Source organism: Sphingomonas paeninsulae (assembly GCF_003660165.1).
Classification (GTDB): domain Bacteria; phylum Pseudomonadota; class Alphaproteobacteria; order Sphingomonadales; family Sphingomonadaceae; genus Sphingomonas_O; species Sphingomonas_O paeninsulae.
Window position 1 is genome coordinate 750,903 of record NZ_CP032829.1, and the last position, 16,833, is coordinate 767,735.

The 16,833-nt window shown below is 60.0% G+C and carries 17 protein-coding genes; 5 read left to right on the forward strand and 12 right to left on the reverse strand.

Annotated features, from left to right (window positions below):
* The first annotated feature begins 117 nt into the window (after positions 1–117).
* Entirely contained in the window at positions 118–1,701 is a 1,584-nt protein-coding gene (locus D3Y57_RS09095; RefSeq protein WP_121152717.1) for an ArnT family glycosyltransferase, read from the forward strand.
* Here D3Y57_RS09095 and D3Y57_RS09100 read toward each other — a convergent pair.
* The 5 genes from D3Y57_RS09100 to D3Y57_RS09120 form a co-directional block, all read right to left on the reverse strand.
* Positions 1,656–2,576: a cation diffusion facilitator family transporter gene (locus D3Y57_RS09100; protein WP_121152718.1), complete on the reverse strand. Its 921-nt coding sequence runs from the start codon at positions 2,574–2,576 to the stop codon at positions 1,656–1,658. The two genes, D3Y57_RS09095 and D3Y57_RS09100, sit on opposite strands and share 46 nt — an antisense overlap.
* Positions 2,573–3,217: a phosphatase PAP2 family protein gene (locus D3Y57_RS09105; RefSeq protein ID WP_121152719.1), complete on the reverse strand. Its 645-nt coding sequence runs from the start codon at positions 3,215–3,217 to the stop codon at positions 2,573–2,575. The genes D3Y57_RS09100 and D3Y57_RS09105 overlap by 4 nt, the downstream gene beginning before the upstream one ends.
* Positions 3,217–4,488: a Xaa-Pro dipeptidase gene (locus tag D3Y57_RS09110; protein WP_239026006.1), complete on the reverse strand. Its 1,272-nt coding sequence runs from the start codon at positions 4,486–4,488 to the stop codon at positions 3,217–3,219. The genes D3Y57_RS09105 and D3Y57_RS09110 overlap by 1 nt, the downstream gene beginning before the upstream one ends.
* A gap of 64 nt (positions 4,489–4,552) precedes the next feature.
* A complete protein-coding gene (gene lpdA / locus D3Y57_RS09115; protein WP_121152721.1) occupies positions 4,553–5,950 on the reverse strand; it encodes a dihydrolipoyl dehydrogenase in 1,398 nt (465 codons plus the stop codon).
* 76 nt (positions 5,951–6,026) lie between these two features.
* On the reverse strand, positions 6,027–7,331 hold the full coding sequence (locus tag D3Y57_RS09120) for a pyruvate dehydrogenase complex dihydrolipoamide acetyltransferase (protein WP_121152722.1): 1,305 nt from the start codon (positions 7,329–7,331) through the stop codon (positions 6,027–6,029).
* Between the two features lie 130 nt (positions 7,332–7,461).
* Between D3Y57_RS09120 and D3Y57_RS09125 the strand changes: the two genes are divergently transcribed.
* Both D3Y57_RS09125 and D3Y57_RS09130 read left to right on the forward strand, forming a co-directional pair.
* Positions 7,462–7,914 (forward strand): universal stress protein, encoded by a 453-nt coding sequence (locus D3Y57_RS09125; protein WP_121155678.1) that lies wholly within the window; start codon positions 7,462–7,464, stop codon positions 7,912–7,914.
* Between the two features lie 13 nt (positions 7,915–7,927).
* On the forward strand, positions 7,928–9,226 hold the full coding sequence (locus D3Y57_RS09130; RefSeq protein ID WP_430739030.1) for a M28 family metallopeptidase: 1,299 nt from the start codon (positions 7,928–7,930) through the stop codon (positions 9,224–9,226).
* A 4-nt stretch (positions 9,227–9,230) separates the two neighbouring features.
* Here the strand turns inward: D3Y57_RS09130 and D3Y57_RS09135 are convergent, their stop codons facing one another.
* The 6 genes from D3Y57_RS09135 to D3Y57_RS09160 all read right to left on the reverse strand — a co-directional run bounded on the left by D3Y57_RS09135 (position 9,231) and on the right by D3Y57_RS09160 (position 13,556).
* On the reverse strand, positions 9,231–10,253 hold the full coding sequence (locus D3Y57_RS09135; protein WP_121152724.1) for an RcnB family protein: 1,023 nt from the start codon (positions 10,251–10,253) through the stop codon (positions 9,231–9,233).
* A 125-nt stretch (positions 10,254–10,378) separates the two neighbouring features.
* On the reverse strand, positions 10,379–10,870 hold the full coding sequence (locus D3Y57_RS09140; protein ID WP_121152725.1) for a GAF domain-containing protein: 492 nt from the start codon (positions 10,868–10,870) through the stop codon (positions 10,379–10,381).
* Positions 10,871–10,898: 28 nt separating this feature from the next.
* Entirely contained in the window at positions 10,899–11,306 is a 408-nt protein-coding gene (gene arfB / locus D3Y57_RS09145) for an alternative ribosome rescue aminoacyl-tRNA hydrolase ArfB (protein ID WP_121152726.1), read from the reverse strand.
* A complete protein-coding gene (locus D3Y57_RS09150; RefSeq protein ID WP_121155680.1) occupies positions 11,299–12,018 on the reverse strand; it encodes an RluA family pseudouridine synthase in 720 nt (239 codons plus the stop codon). Before D3Y57_RS09150 ends, arfB begins: the two co-directional genes overlap by 8 nt.
* Before the next feature lie 134 nt (positions 12,019–12,152).
* The gene (gene wrbA / locus D3Y57_RS09155) at positions 12,153–12,731 is read right to left on the reverse strand and encodes an NAD(P)H:quinone oxidoreductase (protein WP_121152727.1); all 579 of its coding nucleotides are present in this window, start codon (positions 12,729–12,731) and stop codon (positions 12,153–12,155) included.
* Positions 12,732–12,863: 132 nt separating this feature from the next.
* On the reverse strand, positions 12,864–13,556 hold the full coding sequence (locus D3Y57_RS09160) for a pirin family protein (protein ID WP_121152728.1): 693 nt from the start codon (positions 13,554–13,556) through the stop codon (positions 12,864–12,866).
* Positions 13,557–13,650: 94 nt separating this feature from the next.
* On the opposite strand from D3Y57_RS09160, the gene D3Y57_RS09165 reads away from it, so the two are divergent.
* Together D3Y57_RS09165 and ctrA are read left to right on the forward strand one after the other, a co-directional pair.
* Positions 13,651–14,568, forward strand: coding sequence for a LysR family transcriptional regulator (locus D3Y57_RS09165; protein ID WP_121152729.1), 918 nt, complete (start codon positions 13,651–13,653; stop codon positions 14,566–14,568).
* Between the two features lie 104 nt (positions 14,569–14,672).
* Positions 14,673–15,386: a response regulator transcription factor CtrA gene (gene ctrA / locus D3Y57_RS09170; RefSeq protein ID WP_121155682.1), complete on the forward strand. Its 714-nt coding sequence runs from the start codon at positions 14,673–14,675 to the stop codon at positions 15,384–15,386.
* 60 nt (positions 15,387–15,446) lie between these two features.
* On the opposite strand, the gene D3Y57_RS09175 is transcribed toward ctrA, so the two are convergent.
* Complete coding sequence (locus D3Y57_RS09175; protein WP_347400422.1) at positions 15,447–16,820, reverse strand: GMC family oxidoreductase N-terminal domain-containing protein; 1,374 nt, start codon at positions 16,818–16,820, stop codon at positions 15,447–15,449.
* Positions 16,821–16,833 lie beyond the last annotated feature (13 nt).

Here is a 16,833-nt window from a genome sequence, read left to right on the forward strand (position 1 = left end):
AAACGCCCCCCAGTCCATCACGCAGCGGCAATGTTCAAGCTTTCGTCCCGCCAGACTCACAAAGGGGTCGTGCGAAGCGAGGGCGGCCCTTAACGCAGGAGTCGGACAGGGTCAACATTGACGGCCCAAACGATTGCGCACATCGATGCCCGCCCCTATGCGGCCGCCATGGCCAGCGTCGTGATCGAACAAACCCCGAAGCGAACACAGAGTCTCCTCGACTCGATCGAACAGCTTGAGGGCTGGCGGCTGTTCGCATTTTTCGCCCTGATCGCGATCGTGGCGCGTTGGCAAACCTTCGGCAATCCAGTCGGTGGATTCGACGAGCAGTTCTACCTCGTCATGGGCGACCGGATGCTTCAGGGCGCGCTGCCCTATGTCGACATCTTCGATCGCAAGCCGATCGGCCTTTTCCTGATTTTCGGGTTCATCCGGCTTCTCGGCGGCGAAGGAACGATCCAGACACAGATTATCGCCTGCCTGTTCGTGATTGCGACCGCGATGCTGATCCATCGCCTCGCACGTAGGATAGCGCCACCCGGTGCAGCTCTGGCTGCAGGGGTTGCCTACATATTCTGGCTGAACTTCCTGGAAGGCGAGGGCAGTCAGGCTCCGGTATTCTTCAACCTGACGATGATCGCTGCTGCCCTGGTGGTTGCGCGTGCGTGGCGTAATCGCGGCGCAAACCTCGCCGCCCTCGGCACGGCAGCCATGCTGCTCGCCGGCATCGCCATCCAGATCAAATATACCGCGTTGTTCGAAGGCATTTTCTTCGGGCTTGCGTTGATGTGGACCGGCTGGCGGGCTGGCATCTCCCCTGTCCGGCTGATCGCGTTGGGAGCGCTGTGGGTAGCCGTTGCACTGCTGCCAACGGCGGTCGCGTTGGTCACTTACGTCGCGATGGGTCATGGGCAGGAATTCTTCTTTGCCAATTTCGTTTCAATGTTCGGCAAACAGGGCGACAGCGCGGCAACGAGTCGGGAAGGACTGGCAACCATGGCCGCGATATTATCGCCGCTGCTGGGACTTGCCGCCTTTCCCCCGCCTGCGACAAGCCCCGAAGAACTGTCGGAACGCCGCTTCGTGCAGCTTTGGCTGTTCGCCGCGATTGCCGGTCTGTTGATCTTCGGAAGTTTTCCAACCCCACAATATGCGATGCCACTGCTGGTGCCCGTCGTGATCGCCGCAGCGCCCCGCCTCGGACTCGGTAACGGGATCAAGACTTTCCGATGGGTGATGCTGATATGCGCACTGGTCGCGGGGCAGATCGTAATCGGGGCACTGATTCACAACAAGGGAGGTCGCGCCGAAGCTGCAGCGATTACCGCGGCCGCAATGCCCCGCCACGGCGGCTGCATATTCGTTTATGATGGCTACCCCGCGCTGTACCGGCTCACGCATAGCTGCTTGTTGTCGCGCTACGTTTTTCCCGGCCATCTCAACATGGAGAATGAGGACAGCATCAAAGCACTCGGCGTCGATGCATCGGATGAAGTCGAACGCATCATGCAGGCTGGTCCCGAAACGGTCATTGACGATTGGCCGACGTTCGAATTCGGCAATCACGTCGCGCACGCAACCGTCGTGCGCTATCTTGCCCGCGATTATCATCTCGTGCTGCGCCTGCCGACCGGCGCAAACCGCTTTCGCTTGGTCTATCGTCGCAACGAAACCGGTTCGATTTCCACCGGTCGAATGTAAAGCCTGGTAACTGTTGGAAACTGTTTGCGAACATCCGCTTCGATTTCCGCGATGATCCGCTCAACATCGCCCGCCGAAATCCGGTTGTCGAAGTCCACACTCATTGCCGCAACAATCTGATCGGGGGCGTTATGCACGGTGATAACTTCGCCTACCCGCATTATCCCGACTCGCGACGCAGCCTCTCGCAAGCCCGTCACCAAGGCCGGATCGGCCGCCTCCCCGATCAACAACCCCTTCGCTTCACGCGCGAGGAAAATTGCGACCATGCCCAGCAACAGCCCAATCACGATCGAGGCCGCACCATCGAAGTGCGGATTGCCCGTAACCTGCGAAAGCACCAGCCCGATCGCAGCCACGATCAGCCCCGCCATCGCCGCACCGTTCTCCAGCAGGACGATCACCACGGTTGCGTCCTTCGTGCCGGTCAGCGCCTTCCACCAGCTCTTGCCTCCTCGCGACCCGTTGAATTGGCGAAAAGCCGCAACGGTCGATCCACCTTCCAGCACGAAAGCCACCAGCAACACGCCATAGGCAATCAGCGGATCGACTGCCGGTTCGGGGGCGAGCATATGAAGGATACCCTCATAAACAGAAACTCCTGCACCCAACGCGAACACCAGCAGCGCGACCACGAAGCTCCAGAAATAAAGCTCCCGGCCATAGCCACCCGGATATCTTGCGTCGGGCGCTTTGACCGACCGCTTCTGCCCATAAAGCAACAGCAACTGGTTGGTTGAATCGACCAGGCTATGGACGCCTTCGGTCAGCATCGCCGACGATCCCGTCACTGCCGCAGCCACGAATTTTGCGACTGCAATGCCGACATTTGCTGCCAGCGCGACAATCAGAACGCGATTATTTCCGGGCTTCATGCCGATAGAGACGTTCGTGACGCCCGATCGATCCGTCGGGACAGGCTCGCCCCGATCAACGCGGCTCCGCCACCGAACATCCAGCCCCCAACAACGTCGCTCGGCCAATGCACCCCAAGCGAAACGCGCGACACACCGATCGCAGTTGCAAGCGCGATGGCCGCCACGGTCAGACGGCGATCCGCAACCAACAGAGCGGCCAGCAGCAACACGACCATCGAATTGGCCGAATGTCCGCTGGGGTAGGATAAATTGCTCGGGTTATCGAGCCAGGGCACCAGTCCGGGTCGCACCCGCCCGAAAACTTCCTTCAGCGCCGTGTCGGTGAACACCGTCACAGCGATAACGACGACGTACAGCACAACGTCGCGCCAGTGCCGCCGCATCGCCAGCACCAATATCGCGGCGAAGATATAGGCCGACCGGACCGAGGCCGACCCCAGCCAGCTCAACGCCTGTGCAACATTGATCGACCACCCCGAGGAATGCGCGCGGGTCAATGCCAGTGCCTTGAATATCGGATCATCGAACCCGGCGAGATACCCCCCCGCTGGCGACCCCATCATCACAATGATACCCAAAATGAGCGAGACGATGATGAGGACAATGCCCCACCACCCCGCCTTAGCAATGCCATTCATTACTTGCCGCCTTTGACAACCACCCCGCCCTTGATAACGGTATCGACGTGCTGCAACAGGGTGATGTCCGCAATCGGATCACCCGATACCGCGACGATGTCACCATAGCGACCAACGACAATTGCGCCGACGTCACCAGTCTTCCCCAATGCTTCGGCTGCGGATTTGGTTGCGGCCTGTATCGCCTGCATCGGCGTCATGCCCCATTTCACCATCGTGGCGAACTGCTTGCCATTGTCGCCGTGCGGATAAACCCCGGCATCGGTCCCGAACAGCATCGGCACACCCGCACGAACAGCTTTCCGGAACGTCTCACGCTGCAACCGCCCGATTAACTTTTCCTTATCGAGACTTTCCTGCTCTGTGCCGTTCGCAGTTCCCGTCGCAAGGATATAATCGTCGTTATAGATATCCATGTCGAACCAGGTCTTGTGCTCCGCCGCCAGCTTTATCGTCGCATCGTCGGCCAGCGAGCAATGTTCAATCGTGTCGATGCCCGCCAGAATCGCGGTCTTGATCCCGTCATTACCGTGCGCGTGCGCAGCGACACGCAGACCCAACATATGCGCCTCGTCCGCAATCGCTTTCATTTCCTCGAACGAAAGTTGCTGACCGCCAACGCTATCGCCCAGCGAAAATACACCACCGGTTGCGCAGATCTTGATAACGGTCGCACCGTATTTATGCAGCCAGCGCACCTTGGCCCGCGCTTCGTCGGGTGAATTGATCACCGACTTCTGCACCACGTCCATAGAGGGTGGCAGACCGCCCCGGTCGCAATGGCCGCCCGTCGAACCGATCGCATAGCCAGCAGTCGTCATACGAGGGCCCGGAATGTAGCCGCCGTCGATCGCCTGACGCAAACCGACGTCCTGAAAGTCGTCCGACCCAACATTGCGGACACTGGTGAAACCAGCGTTGATTGTTTTCAAGGCGTTGGCGACCCCAACCGCGCTCCAGAAACTGTCGGTATAGCGTAACCCCTGATAGCCGCCGACTTCCGCCAGCGCGGTCAGGTGGACGTGCATGTCGATCAAGCCCGGCAGGATCGTCCGCCCCGGCAGATCGATCAGCTTCGCACCCGCTGGAACGTTCAGCGAACCCTGACGACCGACCGCCGTGATCCGGCCATCCGTGACGACAACGAGCGGCTTGTCGGTTGTTTTCCCACTAAGCACATCGACCATATGATCGGCACTGATAGCGACGGTTTCGGCCTGAACAGTCGTCGTAAGCGTGAGCGCGACAAGCGCGGCTAGGATCAGTCGCATGAATTCCCCCCTGTGTAAGCTCGCGAACATACACGCACGCAAACGCCGGGGAAGCCATCAAAACCTAAAAATGAATTGCCCGGCCATAAGCGCCCAGCACGCTCTCATGCATCATCTCGCTCAGCGTCGGATGCGCGAACACCGTTTCCATCAGCGCTTCCTCGGTCGTCTCCAATTGCCGTGCAACGACATAGCCCTGAATCAGTTCGGTCACTTCGGCCCCGACCATATGCGCGCCGAGCAGTTCGCCTGTCTTTGCATCGAACACCGTCTTCACGAAACCTTCGGCCTCACCCAAGGCAATTGCCTTCCCGTTGCCGATAAAGGGGAACTTGCCGACCTTCAGCTCGAAACCAGCAGCCTTTGCCGCATCTTCCGTCATGCCGACGCTGGCAACCTGTGGCCGCGAATAGGTGCAACCGGGGATATTCCAGGTCTTGAACTCATGCGGGTTCAGTCCGGCAATCGCCTCGACGCAAACGATACCCTCATGGCTCGCCTTATGCGCCAGCCACGGGGGGCCGGTCACGTCACCGATGGCAAAGATGCCCGGCACGTTGGTACGGCCGAAACCATCGACCTTGATATGGAAACGCTTGTCCGGCTCAACGCCGACTTCCTCCAGCCCGATATTCTCGACATTCGGGACAATCCCGATTGCGACGATGGCGTGGCTGAATGTCTCGGTCGTGATGGTGCCGTCTGGTGCCTTCAACTCGGCAGTCACTTCAGTATCGGTCGTGGTCAGTTTCTGCACACCGGTCGAAACCAGCAGCTTCATTCCCTGCTTGGTCAGCGTCTTGTGCATGAACTCGCTGATCTCGACATCCTCGACCGGCAACACGCGGTCGAGCATTTCGACAATCGTCACGTCTGCACCCATGTCCGAATAGAATGACGCGAACTCAACCCCGATCGCGCCCGATCCGATGACCAGCAGCCTGGTCGGCATCTCGGGCGGCACCATTGCGTGACGGTATGTCCAGATGCGCTTTCCGTCGGCCTTGGCAAACGGCAAATCTCGCGCCCGCGCACCCGTTGCAACGATGATGTTCTTGGCTTCAAGCTTACGCACCTGATCGCCCGTCGTGACCGATAGCTTACCCGGCGCGGTCAGCTTGCCCTCGCCCTCGACCACCGTCACCTTGTTCTTCTTCATCAGGCCTTTGACGCCGGCATTAAGCGTTCCCGCTACCTTGCGGCTGCGATCGACGATCTTGCTCAGGTCGAAACTGACGTTCGTCGCCGACAGCCCATAGGCATCGGCGTGCGTCATGTAATGATAGATTTCCGAAGACCGCAGCAACGCCTTGGTGGGGATACACCCCCAGTTCAGACAAATCCCGCCCAGCCGCTCCCGCTCGACGATTGCGACTTTCATGCCGAGCTGACTCGCACGGATCGCCGCAACGTAACCGCCGGGACCGGAGCCAAGAATGATGAGGTCGTAGGTTTCAGACATGAACTACTCCAAGCCCCTCTTCCCTTGCGGAAGAGGGAGGGACCGCCACACCGGCAGCAAGTGTTAAAACGGCGGGCTAAGCAACCAACCCCAGCGGGTTTTCCACCAGCGCCTTGAACGCCTTCATCAGTTGCGCGCCGTCCGATCCATCGATCGCCCTATGATCGAACGAACCCGTCGCCGACATAACTGTCGCAATCGCCAGTGCATCATCGACAATATAGGGACGCTTTTCGCCCGCACCAATTGCCATAATCATCGCCTGTGGCGGGTTGATGACGGCGTCGAAATTCTTGATGCCGAACATGCCCATGTTCGAAATGCTCGCGGTGCCACCCTGATATTCGTTCGGCTGCAACTTGCCCGCCTTTGCCCGCTCGGCCAGATCTTTCATATCGACCGATATCGCCGACATGGCCTTGGTATCCGCACCGACGATGATCGGGGTAATCAGTCCGGCGGGGATCGAGACCGCAACCGAAATGTCGGCGCGGCTATATTTGATCAACGTGTCGCCGGCATAGCTGACGTTACACGCCGGAACCTCGATCAGCGAAAGCGCCAGCGCCTTGATCAGCATATCGTTGACGCTAAGTTTAATCCCACGCCCCGTCAAAGCAGCGTTCAATTCGCCACGCAGCTTCAACAACGCATCAAGGCGGATATCGACCGTCAGGTAAATATGCGGAACATTCTGTTTCGATTCGGTCAGGCGGCGCGCGATAACTTTGCGCATTCCCGACAGTTTGACGGATTCCTGGGGGATGGCGCTCGTCGCCGACTCAGGCGCGGCCTCGGTCGCGACCGGAGCATGCGCCGTCGGTATTGCAGCCGGAGCCGATGACTGAGCAACGCCCGCCGTCGCTCCTTCAACGTCGGCCCTCACAATGCGTCCGCCCGGACCCGATCCTGTCAGCCCCGACAGCTCAACACCCTTGGCAGCAGCCAGACGTTTGGCGAGCGGCGAGGCAATTACACGATCGCCAGCCTTCGCTGGCGCAGCCGTAGCGGTGGCAGGTGGAGGTGCAGCAGCTTCGGCCTTCGCTGCAACCTTGGGCTCTTCCGCCTTCGGCGCAGGCGCAGCAGCGGGCGCCTCTTCTTTCTTCGGTGCAGGTTCAGTTTTGGCAGGTTTCGCAGTTTCATCATCGCCCGCAATCAGCGCGATTACTGTACCGACCTTGACCTCGGTCCCTTCCGTCACGGTAATTTCAGAGATCGTTCCCTCATCCACCGCTTCGAATTCCATCGTCGCCTTGTCAGTTTCGATCTCTGCAAGCAGATCGCCCGACTTCACCGTATCGCCCACTTTCACCAGCCACTTGGCCAGCGTTCCGACCTCCATCGTTGGGGACAGTGCTGGCATTTTAAGCTCGATGGGCATGGGCTTCCTCGGTCCTTCGCGGTTACCACGACGTGTGGCCCGTCAATCGGGCACCCGGGCGGCAGGGTCAAGCACCGCTCTTGCGCATTTTAATCAGGTGACGCAGCTTTCGCGCAAAGAGGAACCGAAGATGCGTACTTACCTCGTCGTGATAGACGGAACGCCCGAGGCAGAGGTCGCATTGCGCTTCGCCGCTCGACGCGCTGCAAAAACCGGCGGGGGCGTCCAGATTCTCGCGCTGATCGCACCGACCGAGTTTGTCGCGTTCGGTGGCGTACAGGCAACGATCGAAGCCGAAGCGCGCGAGTCTACCGAAAGCATCGTCAATCGCGCAGCCGGGGCCATCGTCACAGAGGCTGGAATCACCCCCACGATCGTCGTGAAGACTGGGGAATCCATCGCGCTCATACTGGAAACCATCCACGAAAACCCGGACATCGGCGCGCTCGTTCTGGGCGCAGCGGTTGGCGCGCCCGGCCCCCTGATCGCGCATTTTGCAGGAGCTGAGTCGGGCAGCCTTCCCTGTCCGTTAATGATCGTGCCGGGCTCGCTGGATCGCGAAGCTCTCGACCGACTGAGCTAAGATGGAGCATATCGTGAAATACCTCCTCCCCATCCCAGCCGCCCTCCTGATCGCGGCGGCTCCGGCCCCCGACCCGACAGCCTTGCGCGCCAGCGTCAGCAAGCTTGTGAGCTTCGGTACACGGCACACTTTGTCTTCGCCGACTGATCCAAAGCGCGGCATCGGCGCGGCGCGCGCATGGGTGGCGAGCGAATTTCTCCGCATCGGCAAAGGCTGTGGCGGCTGCATCACCGTCGACCAGCCACACGCCAGCTTCCAGAATGCCCGCGCGCCACAGGGTGTCGATATCGTCGATGTTCTCGGTATTCAAAAGGGAACCGGCGACCCGAACCACGTCGTCATTGTCGCCGGGCATATCGACAGCCGCGTGACCGACGTGATGAACGTGACCAGCGATGCTCCGGGTGCCAACGACGATGCCTCGGGCGTCGCACTCGTCATTGAGGCGGCGCGGATATTGTCGCGCGAAAAGCATGAGGCAACAATCATTTACGCCGCACTTTCGGGAGAAGAACAGGGTCTGTTCGGCGGCCAGTTGCTCGCCAACACAGCCAAAGCGCGCGGCTGGCACGTCGCCGCGATGCTCAACAACGACATCGTCGGCAACACCCTGGGTATCGACGGTCGCGTCGTGGCAAACCGCGTCCGGGTGTTCAGCGAGGGCATACCGGCGTCGGCCGATCCCGCCGCGTTGAAACTGGCGCGTGCCAGCGGCGCTGAGGATGACAGCCCCTCTCGCGCGCTCGCCAAAACCGTCGGTCGGATAGCGACTGCAACGCCCGGCATTGGTCTCGAAGCTCTGCTCGTTCGCCGCCCCGACCGCTTTGGACGTGGCGGCGATCATAGTCCGATGCTCGACGCAGGGTTTCCCGCGATCAGGTTTTCGGTTGGCGTCGAGAACTACGACGCCCAGCATCAGGATCTACGTACCGAAAACGGCAGGATTTACGGCGACACGATCGACCGGATGGACTTCCCTTATCTGGCCCGCGTGACCGCGCTGAACGTCGCCACTCTGCGCCAGATCGCTGACGCTCCTCCCGCACCGGAGGGGGTATTTGCAGCAGGCGCACTCGGCACCGACACGACGATCAACTGGAAGGCCGTGCCCGGAGCCACCGGCTACCGCGTCCGCTGGCGTCGCGCTGACAAATCCGAATGGGAAAACGCAAAGGATTTTCCATCGACTGTCACACAGGCGGTTTTGAAAACGATCATCGTCGACGATAATTTTGTCGGGGTTTCGGCGCTGTCGACGAACGGCGCAGAGAGCATCGTTACCTTCGCCGGACTACCCCCGCCAAAACACTGACCGATCAGCTTCCGCAGGCGCAGGCTGGCTTTGGCCGTGGTTTATACCGCCGGACGACTTTCTTGCGCACCGGCACATAGCTGACGACATCGTAGCTGATCGTGCGCGTCGTCATGACCGGAGCGCCGGTGTTGACGACTACCGTCGTAACCGTCGTACCGCCGCCGTCATAACCATAGGACTGGCTATAGCCGCCGCCATAACTCGCGCCGCGATTGCCGCTGTCATATTCACCATTATTCCAGTGCGGATGAACGCTGCCACGCCATTCGCCCTGATAGGATTGCACAGGGCCGCCGTCCCAGCTTCCCGTCCAACGCCCCTTATAAGCGTATTTCTTGTCGTGCTTGCCGCGGTGACGCCTGTCATCGCGATAATCGCCCCCCCGGTCATCTTGGCCCCGATAATCGCCGCGATCGCTCCCGGCGTATCGTTCGTCATGATCGGCCCAGTTCACATCGTCGCGCCAGTCGTAAACGCGGCCCCACTGATCGGTCAGGACGGCATCGTCATAATAGCGCGACCAGCCGAAACCGCTCGCAAGGCGCGACAAGCCGTAACTGTCGAAATCGGCGATGAAATAATTCGGAGCAACCCATTCGCTGGGAAGCTGATAGCCATATGATGGGCGCTGGTAGGACGAGTGCTCCTGACGCCCCTCTGGCCGATTGCCCTCTGCCCAATCGGATCTACCGCGATCGGCACCACGACGGGGTTCATGTTGCGACGGTGAAGTCATTACCTGACGAGGCATTGGCGGAACGGCCATCTCTGGTGGAGCAATGGCCTGCGACCGCGCCACGGGGATTGATGCCTGCCGGGGCAGTTGCCTGATCGGAGCCACAACGGGTGCCGAAACAATTGGAGCAGCCGGTTTCGGCACAGCGGCTTTTGGCCGCGCCACGATCACCGGCGGCGCACCCACGCGCGAGTCGTCATTGACTGCCGGGGGCGCTGCATGAGCCAGAACGGGTACAGCAAATGCCAATGCAAACAACGAAACGCGAGGGTATTTGCGGCTCTGCATAGTTAACGCTCCCGTGGGCCACGCTCCGCAAAGTCACGGCATTGCATGGTTTCTTAACACTTTGTTAGCATTGTTCAGAAACCATCGCCAGCACCGGGGATCACCTCCCGCTGTCCCGTTCAGGGTCAGATGCGTGCCGAAAGCAGCGCCGCAACAGCCTCACAACCCGCCGCATCGCCTGTATCGAAACGCGCAACGTTCGGGCTGTCGAGATCAACCACACCCAGCAATTCGCCACCTCTTATCAAAGGCACGACAAGTTCGGACCGCGAAGCCGCATCGCACGCAATATGGCCGGGAAACGCATGGACATCCTCGACCAGTTGCGTCGTCCGCGTGGCAGCTGCGGTGCCGCAAACTCCAGCGCCGATAGCAATCCTGATACACGCCGCCTTGCCCTGAAACGGGCCAAGGACCAGCTCGCCATCGACCAGCCGGTAAATCCCGGCCCAGTTCACATCGGGGAGGTATTCGAACAGCAACGCCGCTGCATTTGCCATATTGGCAATGCCATCAGGCTCGCCAGCGGTGATCGCGTCGATCGCCGACAACAGGTCGCGCCATAACGCACCCTTGTCTCCGCCCTCGTCCAACGTCTGGATTTCAAAATTCTGCATCAGTTCCCAAACTCAATCGAGCCCAACATCAATCGAGCGCCACCTTTCCACGCCCCTTTTTAACCTCTCCCCGGATGACCTTCGAATTCACCCGCTTGGCCTTGGCATTCTTGCTCGGCCGGGTCTTCACCCGCCGCGCCTGAACGATATGGGCCTTGGCAACCAGTTCTGCCAGCCGCTCGCGCGCTTCGGCCCGGTTCGCTTCCTGCGTGCGATTGCTGCGCGCGGTCAGCACGATCTCGCCATCATTGGTCCAGCGACTTCCCGCCAGCACCTTCAACCGAACATAAGCGTGAGGCGAAAGACCAAGCGCGAACACGTCCAGCCTGATCTGAACCGCTGTCGCCACCTTGTTGACGTTCTGCCCACCCGGCCCCGTCGCGGCGAGGAACTTCTCCTCGATCGCGTCCTCGGGCAGCGGCGGCCAGTCAGCCATTTTCGGGTTCGGGGATTATTTCGGGCGTCCCGACAGTCGGCGTACCAACCACACTCCCGGTTACATCGGGGCCGAATCCGGCGTCGATGAAGCGGTCGGGAATCGGTGCCGTTGCCGCAATCGCGTCCTTACCCTCTCGGGGAAGCGACAGACCCGACGCGTGGAGCATCATCGGCCCCACGCCATCGCCGTAAACCGGGTCGCCCGATATAGCGAAGCCCAGACCCTCGACCGCATGAACGCGAAGCTGGTGCGTGCGGCCTGTCTCGGGACGGAAAGCGATCAACGCGCGCCCTTCGCGGACGCCCAGTTTCGTCCATCCAGTGCGCGCCGACTTGCCCTTGGGATCAACGACCATGCGCCAGCCTTCTTCGCGGCTGCTGATCTTGGCGAGCGGCAGGTCGATCATGCCCTCATTTTCTTGCGGGTTCCCAGTCAGGACCGCGAGATAGATTTTCTCGACCAACCCTGCCTCGAACGCCGCGCCGAAACGCTTGAGCGCCTTGGGATTGCGCGCCAGCAGCAGGCAACCCGACGTATCTCGATCGAGGCGATGCACCGCGTGCGGCACACGCCGGAAACCGAAACGCATCGAATCCAGATGGTTATGGATCGAAAGGGAGCCGTCGCGTGGCGGATCGACCGGCAAGCCCGAGGGCTTGTCGATAATGATCGCCTCGGCATCGATGAACAAAATTGTGTCGGCAAGCATCATGATAAAATATCCCCCCTCCCGCTTGCGGGAGGGGACGGGGGTGGGCCTGAATAATGCGCGTGTAGCGCGATGGCGTCTTCAGGCCCAGCCCCCGTCCGTTCAGGCACAGCCGCCGCCCGCCCGGCAGAGATTTAGCCGAACAGCCTGGTCGCAACCTCGGCCACCCGGCGACCCTGATACCGCGCACCATCAAGGTCGATTTTGGAAGGCTGACGTTCGCCCTGCCCGCCGGCAATCGTCGTCGCGCCATAAGGAGCACCGCCGACGACCTCAGCGAAACCCATTTGCCCGGCGTGTCCGTAATCCAGGCCGACAATCGTCATGCCAAAGTGAAGCAGGTTCGTGATGATCGAGAACAAAGTCGTTTCCTGACCGCCATGCTGGCTCGCGGTCGATACGAACGCGCCGCCGACCTTGCCGTTCAGTGCGCCGGTTGCCCACAATCCCCCCGCCTGATCGAGAAAGCCCGCCATCGCGCCGCTCATCCGACCGAAACGCGTACCGGTGCCGACCACGATTGCGTCATAATCAGCCAGTTCGGCGATTGTGGCCTGCGGGTCACTCGGACGGGCCGCTGGTGCGCCTTCCGCATCGGGAATGCGCTTTACGTCAACGGTTGCTCCTGCACCGCGAGCACCTTCGGCAATCGCGTCAGCCATCTGCGCAATATGGCCGTAATGAGAATAGTAGAGCACCAGAACTTTTGCCATGTCGTATCTCCTTGAAAGTGTTTGAATTTTCTCTCCCGCTTTCCTGAACCTGTCGATGGGCTGTCCCGCTTGCTTGGCTGAGCAAAGAAGGCCAGCTTTTCCACAAGCTCAAGGAAGCGGTTTTAGTAGAAATTAAGCAGCGTCCACGAGGACGAGTTCGCTGTCGTCATTGGCGAATATCGAATATTTTCCTTCACCCAGGGCAACACCGTCGCGGGTGTCGACTGCGACTCCATCGACTTCGATTCGGCCAAGTGCGGGGACGAGGTAAGCGTGACGGCCCGCGCCGACTTCGTGGGTAACGGACTCGCCGGCTTTCAGCACAGCACCCATCACCCGCGCGTCGGCACGAATCGGCAATGCGCCTTCGTCGTCAAACCCACTGGCGAGAATCTGGAACTGGCCCGAACGGTCGTCCTTTGGAAAGGGCTTTGCACCCCAGCCCGGAGCGCCACCGAATTCGCGGGGTTCGATCCAGATCTGGAACAGCGTCGTCGCTTCGTTTTCGACGTTGAACTCGGCGTGGCGAACGCCCGAACCAGCGCTCATTACCTGAACATCGCCAGCGCCGGTGCGACCTTTATTACCCATCGAATCTTCATGGGTGATCGCGCCGGTACGGACATAGGTGATGATTTCCATGTCGCGGTGGGGATGTGGCGGAAAACCGGAATTGGCAGCAATCGTGTCATCGTTCCAGACGCGAATGCTGCCCCAGCCCATGCGTTTCGGGTCGCGATAGTCAGCGAATGAAAAATGGTGATGCGCGTCGAGCCAGCCGTGGTTGGCGGCACCGAGCGATTTGAAGGGGCGAATATCGATCATTGGTTGCACTCCATTTGGAGGGGGGTTGTTGAGACACAACATAGGTGTCAGGATTGGATAAGAAATAGAAACCTTTGAAACGGATCGTTTCCATATGCGTCTTCCCGACCTTGAAGCCTGGGCCATTTTTGCCACCGTGGTGGAGCATCGCTCGTTCAGCGCGGCCGCCGTTGCGCTGGGACTGTCAAAGGCAACGGTTTCAAAAGCGATCACCCGTTTGGAGACGCAAACGGGGGCGAGCCTGTTCCACCGCACATCGCGCCGGTTGGCCCTGACGGAAACCGGCACCAGTCTCGCCGAGCGCGCGGCACGCATCCTTGCCGATGCTCAGGCGATCGACGAATGTGCGCGTGAAAGCACAACCGCGCCTGCGGGACTTGTCCGGCTGGCGGTGCCGATGAGTTTCGGCCTGAGCCACGTCGGCCCGATCATCTCGCGCTTTCTGACCGCATTTCCAAAAATCGACGTGGACCTTAATCTCAGCGACGAACGCGTCGATCTCGTCGGGGATGGCTATGACGCGGCATTGCGCATTGCCGCGCTCCCCGATTCATCGCTGCGTGCCCGTAAATTGCGCGACGTCGAAACCCGCATTGTCGCGGCACCGTCCTATCTTGAGCGGCGGGGCAATCCGCGCCACCCCGCCGACCTCAACCAGCATGACTGCTTCGGCTACGCCTATTTCTCGACTCCCGAACACTGGCGGTTGGTTAATGCCAAAAACAAGGAAATCGCCGTTGTGAAGCCCGGCGGCAGGCTGCGCACGAACAATGCCGACTCGATGCTACCCGCGCTTTTCGCGGGTCACGGCATCGCCATCGCCCCCGATTTCATCGTCGATGCGGCCATTGCAAACGGTCAGGTCGTTGCCATCCTCCACGGCTGGTCTCCGCCCGCCATTGCCCTGCACCTCGTAACCCCGCCCGGCCGACTCAGACCCCGCCGAGTCGAAGCGTTACTGGACTTCCTGACCGAGTCTTTAACCAGCGACTCGCGGATTCCTGCGGCTTAAGTAGAAATTAACCTTTTCCCTTCATCCGTTGTTTGGTTAATGGAGTGCGTCGCGCAGTCGATCGGGACTGGCAGACGACAGGGTTGAACAGGGGACTTTCGCCGATGCGTGTGCTTTTAATCGAAGATGAGCCAACGACGGCGAAGGCCATCGAACTGATGCTCTCTGCCGAAGGGTTTAACGTTTACACAACCGATTTGGGCGAAGAGGGCCTCGATCTTGGTAAACTGTATGACTATGATATCATCTGTCTCGACCTGAACTTGCCCGACATGCACGGGTACGACGTTCTAAAGAAATTGCGCGTTGCAAAGGTGTCCACGCCGGTCCTGATCCTGTCGGGTATCAGCGAAATGGATTCCAAGGTGCGCTCGTTCGGCTTCGGTGCCGATGATTATGTTACAAAGCCGTTCCACCGCGACGAACTGGTCGCCCGCATCCACGCCGTGGTTCGCCGTTCAAAGGGTCACAGCCAGTCGGTCATCCGTACCGGCAAGCTTGCCGTTAACCTCGATGCAAAGACCGTCGAAGTCGATGGCAGCCGCGTCCATCTGACCGGCAAGGAATATGCGATGCTCGAATTACTGAGCCTGCGCAAAAGCACCACGCTGACCAAGGAAATGTTCCTGAACCACCTTTATGGCGGCATGGACGAACCCGAACTCAAGATTATCGACGTGTTCATCTGCAAGCTGCGCAAGAAGCTGTCGCTGGCCTGTCAGGGTGAAAACTACATCGAGACTGTCTGGGGCCGCGGCTATGTCCTGCGCGATCCCGAAGACGCGATCCTCATGGAGCCTATCGCGCAAGTCGCTTAACGAAAACTCCCACCTACCCGGGTGCAACAGGCCGGCCGCAGCGATGCGGCCGGCTTTTTGTTATCCCACCGGAAACACCTGACGCCCGGCGGTCGCGTAATGTGCCATTGCCATCGTCGTGAGCTGTGCATTTACACGGATGCAGCTTGGAAAGACGCTGGCGTCGGTGACCAGTACATTGGTCGTACCGTGAACCCGGCAATCCAGATCGACGATGCCGCATTCGGGGTCCGCATTCATCGCGTTACCCCCGTGGGGGTGCGAGCTCGATAGCACCAAATCGTCGGCCTCGCGGATACCGTCCTCCAGAAAAGCCTCGATGTCGGTGTCTGGGTAAATCGTCCCGCCCCGCGCCAGCGCCGGATAAACCTCGACCGCCCCGCCAGCCAGATGGACTCGCGCCAGCGTCGCGATCGCACGCCGAATCAGCGGCAAGTCGACCTCGTTATCCAGCTTGAAATGCAGCTTCCCACCGATCAGCCGTCCGCGCCGATCTGCCGGAAACAGGATGCCAGCCGAAACGAGTCGCGAATAATTCTGCATCTTGCTGGCGTGATCGGAAAACCAGCCGCTCAACAGGCTCGCCATGCTCATCGGCGGCTGAAAGTGCGATTCCATCAGGAAATCACCGCGATCGACATAAGTCGCCATCTGGTCCTCGTCCCATGCGCGAACCGGCCGGTTTTCGGGCATCAGCGCGGATACAGGACTGGCGATGTTCAGCGAGATGCCCTCGCCCGCACCGTCGATGCCACTCGCGCTCAGCAATCGGCTCGACGCCATCGTTCCTGCCGCGACAACAACGCCCTGCGTCGTCAGAATCGTGCGACGCTGACCATCGGAAAACTCGACATCGACACCCGCGGCGACACATTTTCCATCGACCAGTTCCTCGTGCCACAGGATGTTAAGCACCCGCGCATCCGCCAATATCCGCGCTTTTTCGGCCCGCGCCTTGATCAGATACGACTGCGCCATCCCATTCTTGCGACCATAGGGGCAGCCGGTGTTGCAATAACCGCAATAGGCACAATCTGCTCCGATCCGACGCGGGCCATAGTTCTTGCGAAACCATAATGCGGGTGATGCATCATTGACCAACTTATTGGTTTCATTGGTGTAAACATGCCACCCGGCCAGCAAATGCGCACCATTGTTCAACCCGCTTTTCGGGTCGATCCGCTCAATTTCCAACTCCGCCTCAACCGCGTCATAGGCAGCACCGAATCGCACTTTGTCCACCGCCGCACCGATGCTCGCCCATTTCTCCAGAACATCGGGCGCATCAGGATGAATCAGCCCCGGCTGGTCGACCCGCAGCGCAATGCCATTGTTGATGACCGTACCGCCGCCCACACAATGCGCCTGGAATACGACGAAATCATTATCCCGGCTGGTCTGGATTCCACCATCGACAAATAGCCGCGCCGTCATCCGGCGCTCCTCG

Excerpts from the sequence above, each read along its gene's own strand:
- wrbA (WP_121152727.1), bottom strand. The coding sequence starts at position 12,731 with ATGGCAAAAGTTCTGGTGCTCTACTATTCTCATTACGGCCATATTGCG.
- D3Y57_RS09100 (WP_121152718.1), bottom strand. The coding sequence starts at position 2,576 with ATGAAGCCCGGAAATAATCGCGTTCTGATTGTCGCGCTGGCAGCAAAT.
- D3Y57_RS09175 (WP_347400422.1), bottom strand. The coding sequence starts at position 16,820 with ATGACGGCGCGGCTATTTGTCGATGGTGGAATCCAGACCAGCCGGGAT.
- arfB (WP_121152726.1), bottom strand. The coding sequence starts at position 11,306 with ATGGCTGACTGGCCGCCGCTGCCCGAGGACGCGATCGAGGAGAAGTTC.
- lpdA (WP_121152721.1), bottom strand. The coding sequence starts at position 5,950 with ATGTCTGAAACCTACGACCTCATCATTCTTGGCTCCGGTCCCGGCGGT.
- D3Y57_RS09140 (WP_121152725.1), bottom strand. The coding sequence starts at position 10,870 with ATGCAGAATTTTGAAATCCAGACGTTGGACGAGGGCGGAGACAAGGGT.
- D3Y57_RS09110 (WP_239026006.1), bottom strand. The coding sequence starts at position 4,488 with ATGCGACTGATCCTAGCCGCGCTTGTCGCGCTCACGCTTACGACGACT.
- D3Y57_RS09105 (WP_121152719.1), bottom strand. The coding sequence starts at position 3,217 with ATGAATGGCATTGCTAAGGCGGGGTGGTGGGGCATTGTCCTCATCATC.
- D3Y57_RS09135 (WP_121152724.1), bottom strand. The coding sequence starts at position 10,253 with ATGCAGAGCCGCAAATACCCTCGCGTTTCGTTGTTTGCATTGGCATTT.
- D3Y57_RS09150 (WP_121155680.1), bottom strand. The coding sequence starts at position 12,018 with ATGCTTGCCGACACAATTTTGTTCATCGATGCCGAGGCGATCATTATC.
- D3Y57_RS09165 (WP_121152729.1), top strand. The coding sequence starts at position 13,651 with ATGCGTCTTCCCGACCTTGAAGCCTGGGCCATTTTTGCCACCGTGGTG.
- D3Y57_RS09125 (WP_121155678.1), top strand. The coding sequence starts at position 7,462 with ATGCGTACTTACCTCGTCGTGATAGACGGAACGCCCGAGGCAGAGGTC.
- D3Y57_RS09160 (WP_121152728.1), bottom strand. The coding sequence starts at position 13,556 with ATGATCGATATTCGCCCCTTCAAATCGCTCGGTGCCGCCAACCACGGC.
- D3Y57_RS09120 (WP_121152722.1), bottom strand. The coding sequence starts at position 7,331 with ATGCCCATCGAGCTTAAAATGCCAGCACTGTCCCCAACGATGGAGGTC.
- ctrA (WP_121155682.1), top strand. The coding sequence starts at position 14,673 with ATGCGTGTGCTTTTAATCGAAGATGAGCCAACGACGGCGAAGGCCATC.